The sequence below is a fragment of the Pseudomonas sp. H11T01 genome, assembly GCF_048515765.1.
In the GTDB taxonomy this organism is placed as follows: Bacteria; Pseudomonadota; Gammaproteobacteria; order Pseudomonadales; family Pseudomonadaceae; genus Aquipseudomonas.
On sequence record NZ_JBLYED010000012.1, the window covers coordinates 16008 to 29645 of the forward strand.

14 protein-coding genes are annotated in these 13638 nt (G+C 60.6%); all 14 read left to right on the forward strand.

Annotated features, from left to right (window positions below):
- Nucleotides 1-234 precede the first annotated feature (234 nt).
- A complete protein-coding gene (locus ACN1C3_RS17240) occupies nucleotides 235-1023 on the forward strand; it encodes an ABC transporter ATP-binding protein (RefSeq protein ID WP_419116975.1) in 789 nt (262 codons plus the stop codon).
- Nucleotides 1020-1979: an ABC transporter substrate-binding protein gene (locus tag ACN1C3_RS17245; RefSeq protein WP_419116976.1), complete on the forward strand. Its 960-nt coding sequence runs from the start codon at nucleotides 1020-1022 to the stop codon at nucleotides 1977-1979. The genes ACN1C3_RS17240 and ACN1C3_RS17245 overlap by 4 nt, the downstream gene beginning before the upstream one ends.
- Nucleotides 1976-2986 (forward strand): FecCD family ABC transporter permease, encoded by a 1011-nt coding sequence (locus ACN1C3_RS17250; RefSeq protein ID WP_419116977.1) that lies wholly within the window; start codon nucleotides 1976-1978, stop codon nucleotides 2984-2986. Before ACN1C3_RS17245 ends, ACN1C3_RS17250 begins: the two co-directional genes overlap by 4 nt.
- Before the next feature lie 293 nt (nucleotides 2987-3279).
- Nucleotides 3280-4545, forward strand: coding sequence for an urea ABC transporter substrate-binding protein (gene urtA / locus ACN1C3_RS17255; protein ID WP_419116978.1), 1266 nt, complete (start codon nucleotides 3280-3282; stop codon nucleotides 4543-4545).
- A gap of 154 nt (nucleotides 4546-4699) precedes the next feature.
- Complete coding sequence (urtB, locus tag ACN1C3_RS17260) at nucleotides 4700-6202, forward strand: urea ABC transporter permease subunit UrtB (RefSeq protein WP_419116979.1); 1503 nt, start codon at nucleotides 4700-4702, stop codon at nucleotides 6200-6202.
- Nucleotides 6202-7281: an urea ABC transporter permease subunit UrtC gene (gene urtC, locus ACN1C3_RS17265; RefSeq protein WP_419116980.1), complete on the forward strand. Its 1080-nt coding sequence runs from the start codon at nucleotides 6202-6204 to the stop codon at nucleotides 7279-7281. The genes urtB and urtC overlap by 1 nt, the downstream gene beginning before the upstream one ends.
- On the forward strand, nucleotides 7278-8147 hold the full coding sequence (urtD, locus tag ACN1C3_RS17270; RefSeq protein WP_419116981.1) for an urea ABC transporter ATP-binding protein UrtD: 870 nt from the start codon (nucleotides 7278-7280) through the stop codon (nucleotides 8145-8147). The genes urtC and urtD overlap by 4 nt, the downstream gene beginning before the upstream one ends.
- Nucleotides 8148-8287: 140 nt before the next feature.
- Nucleotides 8288-8986: an urea ABC transporter ATP-binding subunit UrtE gene (urtE, locus tag ACN1C3_RS17275; RefSeq protein ID WP_419116982.1), complete on the forward strand. Its 699-nt coding sequence runs from the start codon at nucleotides 8288-8290 to the stop codon at nucleotides 8984-8986.
- Nucleotides 8987-9040: 54 nt separating this feature from the next.
- Nucleotides 9041-9868 (forward strand): urease accessory protein UreD, encoded by an 828-nt coding sequence (locus ACN1C3_RS17280; RefSeq protein ID WP_419117147.1) that lies wholly within the window; start codon nucleotides 9041-9043, stop codon nucleotides 9866-9868.
- A gap of 158 nt (nucleotides 9869-10026) precedes the next feature.
- The gene (gene ureA / locus ACN1C3_RS17285; protein WP_007907366.1) at nucleotides 10027-10329 is read left to right on the forward strand and encodes an urease subunit gamma; all 303 of its coding nucleotides are present in this window, start codon (nucleotides 10027-10029) and stop codon (nucleotides 10327-10329) included.
- A gap of 9 nt (nucleotides 10330-10338) precedes the next feature.
- Entirely contained in the window at nucleotides 10339-10872 is a 534-nt protein-coding gene (locus ACN1C3_RS17290; protein ID WP_419116983.1) for an N-acetyltransferase family protein, read from the forward strand.
- A gap of 6 nt (nucleotides 10873-10878) precedes the next feature.
- Nucleotides 10879-11415, forward strand: a complete 537-nt coding sequence (locus ACN1C3_RS17295; protein WP_419116984.1) for an N-acetyltransferase family protein — start codon at nucleotides 10879-10881, stop codon at nucleotides 11413-11415.
- Nucleotides 11412-11717, forward strand: a complete 306-nt coding sequence (locus ACN1C3_RS17300; RefSeq protein WP_419116985.1) for an urease subunit beta — start codon at nucleotides 11412-11414, stop codon at nucleotides 11715-11717. Before ACN1C3_RS17295 ends, ACN1C3_RS17300 begins: the two co-directional genes overlap by 4 nt.
- Nucleotides 11718-11857: 140 nt before the next feature.
- Entirely contained in the window at nucleotides 11858-13558 is a 1701-nt protein-coding gene (gene ureC / locus ACN1C3_RS17305; protein ID WP_419116986.1) for an urease subunit alpha, read from the forward strand.
- Nucleotides 13559-13638: the final 80 nt, after the last annotated feature.

The window sequence follows — 13638 nt, forward strand, 5'->3', positions numbered from 1 at the left end:
ATACATGAAAAGGCTTTGAAGGCTCTACAATGCCGGCCCGCAATGAGTCGCTCGGCGAATGAGCTCTTGTGGCGAGGGAGCTTGCTCCCGCTGGGCCGCGGAGCGGTCCTAAAATCAGCTACCGCGAGTATTCAGATAGAACGCCGTTGCTGCTTTACGACTGTTTCACAGCCGAGCGGGAGCAAGCTCCCTCGCCACAGGTTTACGCACGACCTGAATAATAATGAGTATTGAATGACCTCGCTGAGCCTCACCAACCTGGCCTGGACCCCTCTGGGTCACGGTCATTGCCATCACCAGTTTCAGCTGCGTGAGGCCAACCTGCAGGTGGCGGCAGGTGAGTTCGTCGGTTTGATCGGGCCCAACGGCAGCGGCAAGACCAGCCTGCTGCGCTGTGCCTATCGCTTCAGCAAACCGCAAAGTGGCGAGGTCAGACTCGAACATCACAACGTCTGGAAACAGTCGCCTCGCTGGTGCGCGCAACGTATCGCGGTGGTGCTGCAAGAGTTCCCTGATGCCTTCGGCCTGACCGTCGATGAAGTGGTCGCCATGGGTCGTACACCACACAAAGGTCTGTTCGACGGGGACACCCTTGAAGACCGCCGCATCAGCCGGCAAGCATTGGAATCGGTCGGCCTGCTGGGCTTCGAGGACCACGCTTTCGCCACCCTCTCGGGCGGTGAAAAGCAGCGGGTGATCCTCGCCCGCGCTCTGGCTCAGCAACCGCAACTGCTGATCCTCGACGAGCCGACCAACCACCTCGACCCGCGCTATCAGCTGGAGCTGTTGCAACTGGTCAAACGTTTGCAGATCGGCACCCTCGCCAGCATCCACGACCTGAATCTCGCCGCGGCGTTTTGTGATCGGCTGTACGTCATCAACGGCGGTCGTATCGTCGCCTGCGGTACGCCGAGCGAAGTATTGACCGTCCCGTTGCTGCGCGAAGTGTTCGGTGTCGAGGCCCTGATCGATCAACATCCGCTGTCCGGCTACCCACGAATTACCTGGATAACCCAACCATGATATTGCGTTCCCTGCTGCGCACCAGCCTGTCCGTCGTCTTGCTGTCGGGCACTGCCCAGGCATTCGCCGAGGCGACCCATTACCCGCTGACAATCCAGAGCTGCAACCGGCAAGTGACCTTCAAACAGGCGCCGAAACACGCCCTCAGCCACGACATCAACATGACGCAAATGATGCTCGCCCTCGGCCTCAAACCGAGCATGGTCGGGTACAGCGGCATCAGTGGCTGGAAAGCGGTGACACCTGAAATGCAGACCATCCTCGAGGGCTTGCCGGAACTGGCGGCCAAGTACCCGTCGGTGGAAACCCTGCTCAATGCCAACGTCGATTTCCTCTTCGCCGGTTGGGATTACGGCATGCGCGTGGGCGGTGACCTGACGCCGCAGACCCTCGGCCCGCTGGGGATCAACGTCTACGAGCTGACCGAGTCCTGTGCCTTCGTGATGAAGCGGCCGCCGGCCACGCTGGAAGACACTTACAACGACCTGCGCAACCTCGGGAAGATTTTCGACGTGCAGAATCGCGCTAACCAATTGATCGCGCAGATGCAGGAACAGGTCGCCTATGTTCAAAAATACCTGCCCACCGAAAAGCCCCGAGTATTCCTCTACGACAGCGGCGAAGACCGCGCCATGACTTCCGGCCGCCTCGGCATGCCGCAAGCGCTGATCGACGCCGCCGGCGGGCGCAATATCCTCGATGACGTCGACGCCAGCTGGACCCGGGTCAACTGGGAAAACGTGGTCGAGCGCAATCCGCAGGTGATCGTGATCGTCGACTATGGCGAAGTCAGTGCCGAACAGAAGCAGCAGTTCCTGGAAAACAACCCGGCGCTGCAATCGGTCGACGCGATCAAAAATCAGCGGTTCATCGTTATCCCCTATGTCCAGGCCACGCCGGGTATCGATAACGTCGCGGCGATTGAAACCATGGCCAAGGGTTTCCACGGCGAATGATCAACCGTCGTTATGCCCTGCTACTAATCGGTCTCGGCGCACTGCTGTTGGCGTCCTGCGTGGTGTCGCTGGGTTTTGGTTCGGCGCGGGTGCCGGTGGACGTGGTCTGGCGGATTCTGCTGTACAAGGCGTTCGGCCTCGGCGAGGTGAACTGGAGCGCCGGGCAGGAACACATCGTCTGGCTGATTCGCGTGCCGCGCATGTTGCTCGGCACGCTGGTGGGCGCCGGCTTGGCATTGATTGGCGCGGTGCTGCAAGCGGTGACCCGCAACCCGCTGGCCGACCCTCACTTGCTGGGCGTGACCTCCGGCGCCACCCTGGGCGCCGTCATCGTGGTGCTGCATGTCGGAGAAATCGTTGGTCTACTGACCCTGCCCATCGCGGCATTTATCGGCGCATTACTGAGCATGCTGGTGGTGTTGGTCATCGCCAATCGCAACGGTCGGCTGGACAGTGATCGACTGCTGCTGTGCGGCGTCGCGGTGTCCTTCGTGATGATGGCAATCGCCAACCTGCTGTTGTTTCTCGGCGATCACCGGGCAAGCTCCGCGGTGATGTTCTGGATGCTCGGCGGCCTCGGGCTGGCACGCTGGGAACTGTTGGCGATTCCAGCCGTAAGCGTATTGCTCGGGCTGGTTCTGCTGCTGGGCATGGCGCGCCCGCTGAACGCCTTGATGGCCGGCGAACAGACCGCCGTGACCCTTGGCCTGAATGCTCGCACCGTGCGTTTGCGAGTGTTTTTGATCGCCTCGCTGATGACCGGTGTACTGGTGTCCATCAGCGGTTCAATCGGTTTTGTTGGACTGATGGTGCCGCACATCGCCCGCCGATTGGTCGGCGCTGAACATCGGCGATTGCTGCCGGTGTGCGTGTTGCTCGGCAGCGTTTTTCTGGTGTGGGTCGATGTGGCGGCACGGACATTGATCGCCCCGGAGGATTTGCCGATTGGTGTGGCTACCGCTGCGATTGGCGGTCTGTTCTTCATCGGTCTGATGCGCCAACGCTAAAATCCTGTGGGAGCGGGCTTGCCCGCGAAGACGTCATCACGGCCAACATTGATGCTGGGGCGACCTATGCATTCGCGGGCAAGCCCGCTCCCACAGGGGATGCAACCTTGCGCCCCAATCTGGCGCGCCCAGACGCACCAGTCTGCCGAGCTTGTTCGCTCATGGTGCGCCCCCGCCCTTTCCTCCCCCCGCCAATACGACATTTCCTTGCCTTTCACCGACTGGGCACAACCCTTGCTAACACCCCTTCAGCGCTGCCAATCAAAAAAACTCAAGTACATGGAGATCGCACAATGAAGCGTCGTAGCTTGATCAAGGCTTTCACTCTATCGGCATCGATTGCCGCGATGGGCATGACCTGGAGCATCCAGGCCGCCGAGACCATCAAGGTCGGGATCCTGCACTCGTTGTCAGGGACCATGGCGATCTCTGAAACCTCGCTTAAAGACATGGCGCTGATGACCATTGACGAGATCAACGCCAAGGGCGGCGTCAACGGCAAGATGCTGGAGCCGGTGGTCGTTGACCCGGCGTCGAACTGGCCGCTGTTCGCCGAAAAAGGCCGGCAGCTGCTGACCCAGGACAAGGTCGCCGTGGTGTTTGGCTGCTGGACCTCGGTGTCACGCAAATCGGTCTTGCCGGTGTTCGAAGAACTTAATGGCCTGCTGTTCTACCCGGTGCAATACGAAGGCGAAGAGATGTCGCCGAACGTCTTCTACACCGGCGCGGCACCCAACCAGCAGGCGATCCCGGCGGTGGAATACCTGATGAGCGAAGAAGGCGGCAGCGCCAAACGCTACTTCCTGCTGGGTACCGACTACGTCTACCCGCGCACCACCAACAAAATCCTGCGCTCGTTCCTGCACTCCAAAGGTGTCGCGGACAAGGACATCGAAGAGGTTTACACCCCGTTCGGCCACAGCGATTACCAGACCATCGTGGCGAACATCAAAAAATTCTCGGCCGGCGGCAAGACTGCGGTGATCTCCACTGTGAACGGCGACTCCAACGTGCCGTTCTATAAAGAGCTGGCCAACCAGGGCCTGAAAGCCACCGACGTTCCGGTCGTGGCGTTCTCGGTGGGCGAAGAAGAACTGCGCGGCATCGACACCAAACCGTTGGTGGGCAACCTCGCGGCGTGGAACTACTTCGAATCGGTGGAGAACCCGGTCAACAAAAAATTCGTCGCCGACTGGAAAGCCTACGCCAAGAAACACAACCTGCCGGGCGCGGATAAAGCCGTGACCAACGACCCGATGGAAGCCACTTACGTCGGCATCCACATGTGGGCGCAGGCGGCGGAGAAAGCCAAGTCCACCGACGTCACCAAAGTCCGTGAAGCCCTGGCCGGCCAGACCTTCGCCGCGCCGTCGGGTTACACCCTGACCATGGACAAGACCAACCACCACCTGCACAAGCCAGTGATGATTGGCGAGATTCAAGCTGACGGCCAGTTCTCGGTGGTCTGGCAGACCGAAGGCCCGATCCGCGCCGAACCGTGGAGCCCGTTCATTCCGGGTAACGACAAGAAGCCGGATTATGCGGTGAAGAGCAACTGAGTCACCGCAGCTGATCGTTCCCACGCTCCAGCGTGGGAATGCCGCCATGGACGCTCCGCGTCCGCTCTGACGCTGTGACGCGGAGCGTCACGGGATGCATTCCCACGCGGAGCGTGGGAACGATCAATCCGCGCCAGACGAAAGGACACCCCCTATGCCCACTGCCCTCTACCGCTTCATCCTCACCCTCGCGCTGCTATTGCCGTTGGCCGCTCACGCCGGCGACGCCGAAGACTTCGTCGCAGCCAATCCCGTGCAGCAAGCCAAACTGCTGGAAACCTGGGCCGCGCAGCCCGATCCGGCCCGTGTCGAACTGATCAACGCCTTGCAACAAGGCCAATTGATCATCGATGGCGAAGCCAAAACCCTGCGCCTGAACAACCGCCTTCGGGGTCTGATCGATACCACGCTGGCCAGTCATCAACTGCTTGCCGCTGACGCCAAGGTGCGTCTGGCCGCCGCGCAACAACTGCAAAAAAGCGCTAAACCAGCGCAGCTGAAATTCCTCGACCAGCAACTTGCCAGCGAAAAAGACCCCGTTGTTCACGCCGCGCTGAGCCTGGCCTTGGCCAACCTGCAACTGGTGGACAGCGATCCAGCCGTGCGTTTGGCAGCCGTGCGGCTGCTCGGCGAAACCGGTGACCCGCTGGCCCGCACCCGTCTCGAAGGCTTACTCGAACCAGGGGTTGAAGCCGACGCGAGCGTGCGCACCGCCGCCGAAACCAGCCTGGCTCAGGTCAAACGCAAACTGCTGGTCGGCGAGATACTCGGCGAGGCGTTCAGCGGCATGTCCCTGGGTTCGATCCTGCTGCTTGCGGCACTCGGTCTGGCGATTACGTTTGGCTTGCTCGGGGTCATCAACATGGCCCACGGCGAGATGCTGATGCTCGGCGCCTACGCAACTTATGTGGTGCAGCTTCTGTTCCAGCGTTTCCTCCCACAAGCCATCGAGTTCTATCCACTGGTGGCACTGCCGGTGGCGTTTTTCGTCACGGCCGGCATCGGCATGGCGCTAGAACGCACAGTGATTCGTCACCTCTACGGTCGCCCGCTGGAAACCCTGCTGGCGACCTGGGGCATCAGCCTGATGCTGATCCAGTTGGTGCGTCTGGTGTTCGGTGCGCAGAACGTTGAAGTCGCCAATCCGGCCTGGCTCTCTGGCGGTATTCAAGTGCTGCCGAACCTGGTGCTGCCGTACAACCGCATCGTGATCATCGCGTTCGCCTTGTTCGTCGTGGTGCTGACCTGGTTGTTGCTGAACAAAACCCGACTGGGCCTGAACGTACGCGCCGTGACCCAGAACCGCAACATGGCCGCCTGCTGCGGCGTGCCCACCGGGCGCGTGGACATGCTCGCCTTCGGCCTGGGCTCGGGCATCGCCGGCCTCGGCGGTGTCGCGTTGAGCCAGGTCGGCAACGTCGGCCCGGACCTGGGTCAGAGTTACATCATCGACTCGTTCCTGGTGGTGGTGCTTGGCGGTGTCGGCCAGTTGGCCGGTAGCGTGCTCGCAGCGTTCGGGCTGGGCATCGCCAACAAAATTCTCGAACCGCAGATCGGTGCCGTGCTCGGCAAAATTCTGATCCTCGCGCTGATCATTCTGTTTATCCAGAAACGCCCGCAAGGACTCTTCGCACTGAAAGGACGGGTGATCGACTGATGAACCAGCCTCTGATGCTCACGGCCACGCAAAAAGCCGGCCCCAAAGTCACCCTGATCGTTGGCAGTGTGGTGCTCGCGCTGCTGCTGGCGTTGCCGCTGCTTTCACTGTTGTCGGCGGACAATCCGCTGCATGTCTCGGCGTATACCCTGACGCTTATGGGCAAGATTCTGTGCTACGCGATTGTCGCGCTGGCGCTGGATCTGGTCTGGGGTTACGCCGGATTGCTGTCCTTGGGGCACGGCCTGTTCTTCGCCCTCGGCGGTTACGCCATGGGTATGTATTTGATGCGCCAGGTCTCGGGCGATGAGTTACCGGCGTTCATGACCTTTCTGTCGTGGACCGAATTGCCCTGGTACTGGACCGGCACCAGCAGTTTCCTTTGGGCGATGTGTCTGGTGGTGTTGGCGCCGGGCTTGCTGGCGTTGGTGTTCGGTTTCTTCGCCTTCCGCTCGCGGATCAAGGGCGTGTATTTCTCGATCATGACCCAGGCCCTGACCTTCGCCGGGATGCTGTTGTTCTTCCGCAATGAAACCGGCTTTGGCGGCAATAACGGCTTCACCAACTTCCGCAGCATTCTCGGTTTTGGCATCACCGAACCGAGTACCCGGGCGGTACTGTTTGTGGCCACGGTGCTGTTGCTGGTAGCCAGCCTGTTCATCGGCTGGCGGCTGGCGCAAAGCAAGTTTGGCCGGGTACTGACGGCCCTGCGCGACGCGGAAAACCGCCTGATGTTTTGTGGCTATGACCCGCGCGGTTTCAAGCTGTTCGTTTGGGTGTTGAGTGCCGTGTTATGCGGTTTGGCAGGTGCGTTGTACGTGCCGCAGGTGGGAATCATCAACCCCAGCGAAATGTCGCCCACCAACTCCATCGAAGCCGCCGTCTGGGTCGCCCTTGGTGGTCGCGGCACGTTGATCGGACCGTTGCTCGGTGCTGGTGTGGTCAACGGCATGAAGAGCTGGTTCACCGTGGCCTTCCCCGAGTACTGGCTGTTCTTCCTCGGCGCGCTGTTTATCGTCGTGACCCTGTATTTGCCTAAAGGCGTGATCGGCCTGCTGAAAAAGAGAGGTGAACAATGAGAGTCACTGCGACGGCTGAATTCATGCTTGAACCGGCCTTTTTTCCAGTGGAGCCCAACAAGGACGCCGGCAGCAGCCGCGATGCCATCGGCCTGGGGCAAAGTGTCGGCAAAGGCCTGAACACCCGCCACGGCACCATCCTGACCCTGGAAGACATCAGCGTCAGCTTCGATGGTTTCAAGGCGCTGAACGACTTGAACTTGTACATCGGCGTCGGCGAATTGCGCTGCATCATCGGCCCCAACGGCGCGGGTAAAACCACGCTGATGGACGTGATCACCGGCAAGACCCGGCCCAGCCACGGCACGGCCTGGTTCGGTGAAACCCTCGATTTGACGCAGATGAGCGAAGTGCAGATCGCCCAATCCGGGATCGGTCGCAAGTTCCAGAAACCAACAGTGTTCGAAGCCTTGAGCGTGTTCGAAAACCTCGAACTGGCGCAGAAAACCGACAAGTCGGTATGGGCCAGCCTGCGAGCCAAACTCAACGGCGAGCAAAAAGATCGTATTGCCGAGGTGCTGGAAACCATCCGCCTGAGCGCCTCGGTCAATCGCCCGGCAGGCTTGCTGTCCCATGGGCAGAAGCAGTTTCTGGAAATCGGCATGTTGTTGATGCAAGACCCGCAACTGTTGCTGCTCGACGAGCCGGTGGCCGGCATGACCGACGCCGAAACCGAATTCACCGCCGAGTTGTTCAAGAGCCTGGCCGGCAAGCATTCGCTGATGGTGGTGGAACACGACATGGGCTTCGTCGGCTCGATCGCCGATCACGTCACCGTGTTGCACCAAGGGAGCGTGCTGGCCGAAGGGTCGCTGGAGCAGGTGCAGGAGAATGAGCGCGTTATCGAGGTTTATCTCGGACGCTGACCCTGCGAACACCTATTCAATGTGGGAGCGGGCTTGCTCGCGAAGACGGCGGCACATCCAGCATCAATGTGACTGACAGACCGCTTTCGCGAGCAAGCCCGCTCCCACAGGGTTCTGTGTGGAACAGAAGGAATTTGAACATGCTACAAGTCGACAAGCTGCACCAGTACTACGGCGGTAGCCATATCCTGCGGGGACTATCGTTCGACGTAAAAGTTGGCGAAGTCACCTGCCTGCTCGGGCGTAACGGCGTCGGCAAGACCACCCTGCTCAAATGCCTGATGGGCCTGTTGCCCGCCAAAGAAGGCGCAGTGAATTGGGAAGGCAAAGCCATCACCGGTTACAAGCCACACCAGCGGGTTCACGCCGGGATCGCCTATGTGCCACAAGGCCGGGAAATCTTCGGCCGACTGACGGTGGAAGAAAACCTGCTGATGGGCCTGTCACGATTCCCGGGCTCAGAGGCCAAGGAAGTCCCGGCATTTATCTATGAGCTATTCCCGGTGCTGCTGCAGATGAAACAGCGCCGCGGCGGCGATTTGTCCGGTGGTCAGCAGCAACAGCTAGCCATCGGCCGCGCACTGGCCAGCCGCCCGCGACTGCTGATTCTCGACGAACCTACCGAAGGCATTCAGCCGTCGGTGATCAAGGAAATCGGCGCGGTGATCAAGAAGCTCGCGGCACGCGGCGACATGGCGATTCTGCTGGTGGAGCAGTTCTACGATTTCGCCGCCGAACTGGCCGATCAGTACCTGGTGATGTCCCGGGGAGAGATCGTCCAGCAAGGCCGTGGCGAAAATATGGAAGCCGAAGGTGTACGCGGGCTGGTAACGATCTAATCTGTAGCGTCCTAACGATAATTAGAAATCATGAATTTTCCTGCCCCCATTTCAATCACTGCAGCACTGTTCACCCCCAGCTGGCACGCCGAGCTGGAACTCGGCTACGCCCGGTTCGGCGACAGCACGCGCCCGGTCCAGCGCCGGCACAAAGGTCCGCTGCGGGTACAGAAACATCTGTATGCCGAAGGGCCTGAAGTCTGCCAACACATCATCGTTCATCCGCCGGGCGGGATTGCTGGCGGTGATCGGCTGGACATCAGTGCCCATGTCGGCGCCGATGCCTGGGCGCAACTGACCAGCCCTGGCGCGGCCAAGTGGTATCGCGCCGCAGGGCCCGCCTATCAGCAGCTCGATCTGAAGGTTGCACCGGGTGCGACACTGGAATGGCTGCCACAGGAAACCATCATTTTCAGCGCCGCCCAGGCCGAACTCAGTACTTCTGTTGAGCTTGAAGGCGACGCCCGGTTGTTTTACTGGGATGTGGTGGCGCTGGGTCGCCCGGCCAGCGGCGAGCGCTTTGATGCCGGGCACTTTCAATCGCAACTGGATATCCGCCGCGACGGCCAGTTGCTCTGGCATGAACGCCAGCGCATTGTCGGTGATGACGGTTTACTCGATTCGCCAATCGGCCTCGATGGTCAGCCGGTGTTTGCGACCTTGTTGGTGACCGGTGAAATCGACAGCGAACTGCTGCAAGCCTGCCGCTCGTTACCCAACCCGGTACGCGGTGATCTGACCCAGTTGCCGGGATTATTGGTCGCCCGTTGCCTGGCCAGTGAAGCCTTGCAGGCGCGGGGTTGGATGATTGATTTGTGGCGGTTGTTGCGGCCGGTATTGCTGGGGCGCGAGGCTGTGCCGCCCAGAATATGGAGCACCTGAAATGCGATCCAATGTGGGAGCGGGCTTGCTCGCGAAAGCGGTGTGTCAGGCGACACAGTTGTTGAATGAAAGTCCGCATTCGCGAGCAAGCCCGCTCCCACAGGGTTTGTGTTCACAGACCCGAATACCTTTTTATCTGCCCTGATGGATTCCAAACGATGGACCTGACCCCACGCGAAAAAGACAAGCTGCTGATCTTCACCGCCGGCCTCGTGGCCGAGCGACGGTTGGCCCGCGGCGTTAAACTCAACTACCCGGAAGCCATGGCCTATATCTCCGCGGCGCTGCTCGAAGGCGCCCGTGACGGCCAGACCGTGGCCGAACTGATGCACTTCGGCACCACCCTGCTCAGCCGCGAACAAGTGATGGAGGGCATCCCGGAAATGATCCCGGAAATTCAGGTCGAAGCGACCTTCCCCGACGGCACCAAACTGGTCACCGTTCACCAACCCATCGCCTGAGGCCGTGCCATGACGTACATCATTCGTGACGCGCAGCATGCCGATCTGCTGGCGATCCGCGACATCTACAACGATGCCGTGCTCAACACCACCGCGATCTGGAATGAACAAGCCGTTGACCTCGGTAACCGTCAGGCCTGGTTCAGTGCCCGGCAGTCGCAGGGGTATCCGATTCTGGTGATTGTCGACGGCGATAACAGCGTACTCGGCTACGCTTCGTTTGGTGACTGGCGGCCCTTCGACGGTTTCCGGCACACCGTCGAGCACTCGGTTTACGTGCGCAGCGACCAACGCGGCAACGGCCTCGGCCCACGGCTGATGGAAGAGCTGATCGAGCGTGCCAAAGGTTGCGACAAACACGTGATGGTCGCGGCCATCGAGAGCGGCAACGCGGCCTCGATTCGCCTGCACCAACGAGCCGGTTTCATCACCACCGGGCAGATGCCCCAAGTGGGCACCAAGTTCGGCCGCTGGCTCGACCTGACCTTTATGCAACTGACCCTCAACCCAGGCGCGGAGCCGCCGATCGCCAAAACGGAGTGACCCTCAATGAACACCGCCCAACTGCGTCGTGTCCATGCCGAAAGCTTTGCGCACTACCGCCAGGGTTTGATTGATCTACTGCTCGACTGCGTGAGCAACGGCGCGTCGATCGGCTTCATGGCGGATCTGGATGCCCGCCAGGCACGGGCCTATTACGATGAGGTCCAGGCAGAACTCGAACAAGGCAGTCGCCTGCTCTGGGTGGTGGTCCATGGAGAGCAGGTGATGGCCAGTGTGCAATTGAGCCTGTGCCAAAAGGCCAACGGTCTGAACCGCGCCGAAGTACAGAAACTGCAAGTGCGCAGTCACACCCGTCGCCGAGGCCTTGGCCTGCAGTTGATGCAGGCGCTGGAGCAGACAGCCGTGCAATACAAACGCGGCATGCTTTATCTCGACACCGAAGCCGGCTCTCCGGCCGAAGCCTTATACCAATCGATGGATTACATCCGTGTCGGTGAAATACCGGACTACGCCTGCCGACCGAACGGTCAATACCACCCCACCGCCATCTATTACAAAATCCTCCGCGGAGCGAACCTATGATCCCTGGCGAATACCAGATCCAGCCCGGTGAAATCGAGCTCAACGCCGGGCGCCGCACCCTGAGCCTGAGCGTCGCCAACAGTGGCGACCGGCCGATCCAGGTCGGCTCGCACTATCATTTTTTCGAAACCAATGACGCCCTGAGCTTTGATCGGGACAGTACGCGAGGTATGCGCCTGAACATCCCGGCCGGCACCGCCGTGCGCTTCGAGCCGGGACAGACCCGGGACATCGAGCTGGTGGATCTGGCCGGGTTGCGCCGGGTGTTCGGGTTTGCCGGGCGGGTCATGGGCGACCTCTAAGTAATGCGGCGTCTGTTCTGGCCCCTTTGCGGGCAAGCCCGCTCCCACAAGGGAATGCGATAGAAATGTGGGAGCGGGCTTGCCCGCGAAAGCGAGCTATGCGAGCGGTCTCAAACTCAATTGAATCTCAAGGCAACCCCATGAAAATCTCCCGTCAAGCCTACGCCGACATGTTCGGCCCCACCGTCGGTGACAAGGTCCGTCTGGCCGACACCGAACTCTGGATCGAAGTGGAAAAAGACTTCACCACTTACGGTGAAGAAGTGAAATTCGGCGGCGGCAAGGTGATCCGTGACGGCATGGGCCAGGGTCAACTACTGGCGGCGCAAGTGGTCGATACACTGATCACCAACGCGTTGATCATCGACCACTGGGGCATCGTCAAAGCCGACGTTGGCCTCAAAGACGGCCGAATTGCCGCCATCGGCAAGGCCGGCAACCCGGACATCCAGCCCGACGTGACCATTGCCGTCGGCGCCAGCACCGAAGTGATCGCCGGTGAAGGCATGATCCTCACCGCCGGCGGCATCGACACCCACATCCATTTCATCTGCCCGCAACAGATCGAAGAAGCGCTGATGAGCGGTGTAACCACCATGATCGGCGGCGGCACGGGCCCGGCCACCGGCACCAACGCCACCACCTGCACCTCCGGGCCGTGGCATCTGGCGCGCATGCTGCAGGCCGCCGACGCCTTCCCGATGAACATCGGGTTCACCGGCAAAGGCAACGCCAGCCTGCCGGAACCGCTGATCGAACAGGTCAAGGCCGGGGCCATTGGCCTCAAGCTGCATGAAGACTGGGGCACGACACCGGCTGCCATCGACAACTGCCTGAGCGTCGCCGATCAGTACGATGTGCAGGTGGCGATCCACACCGACACCCTGAACGAGTCCGGCTTCGTTGAAACCACCCTCGCCGCGTTCAAGGGCCGGACCATCCACACCTACCACACTGAAGGTGCCGGCGGCGGTCATGCGCCGGACATCATCAAGTCCTGCGGTTTCGCCAACGTGCTGCCGAGCTCGACCAACCCGACCCGGCCGTTCACCCGTAACACCATCGACGAACACCTGGACATGCTGATGGTCTGCCATCACCTGGATCCGAGCATCGCCGAAGATGTGGCCTTCGCCGAAAGCCGTATCCGCCGCGAGACGATTGCCGCCGAAGACATCCTTCACGACCTCGGCGCGTTTTCGATGATCAGCTCCGACAGCCAGGCCATGGGCCGTGTCGGTGAAGTCATCACCCGCACCTGGCAGACTGCCGACAAGATGAAAAAACAGCGCGGCCCGCTGCCAGGTGACGGCGAAGGCAATGATAATTTCCGCGCCAAACGCTACATCGCCAAGTACACCATCAACCCGGCAATCACCCACGGCATCAGCCATGAAGTGGGCTCGATCGAAGTCGGTAAATGGGCCGATCTGGTGCTCTGGCGCCCGGCGTTCTTCGGCGTCAAACCGACCCTGATCCTCAAGGGTGGGGCAATTGCCGCCAGCCTGATGGGCGATGCCAACGCTTCGATTCCGACACCGCAGCCGGTGCATTACCGGCCGATGTTCGCAAGTTTCGGCGGATCCCTGCACGCCACCAGCATGACCTTTATCAGCCAAGCGGCACTGGACGCCGGCATTCCCGAGTCATTGGGTTTGAAGAAGAGAATGGCTGTGGTCAAAGGCTGTCGCGAGGTGCAGAAAACCGATTTGATCCACAACGACTATCTGCCAAACATCGAGGTCGATCCACAGACTTATCAGGTCAAGGCTGATGGCGTGTTGCTCTGGTGCGAGCCGGCTGAAGTGTTGCCGATGGCTCAGCGGTATTTCCTGTTCTGATGAGTAAACCGCACAAACAAAGCCCCGAGTGCACAACGCTGCACTCGGGGCTTTTTGCCTCTTTGGGTTGACTCAGTGAT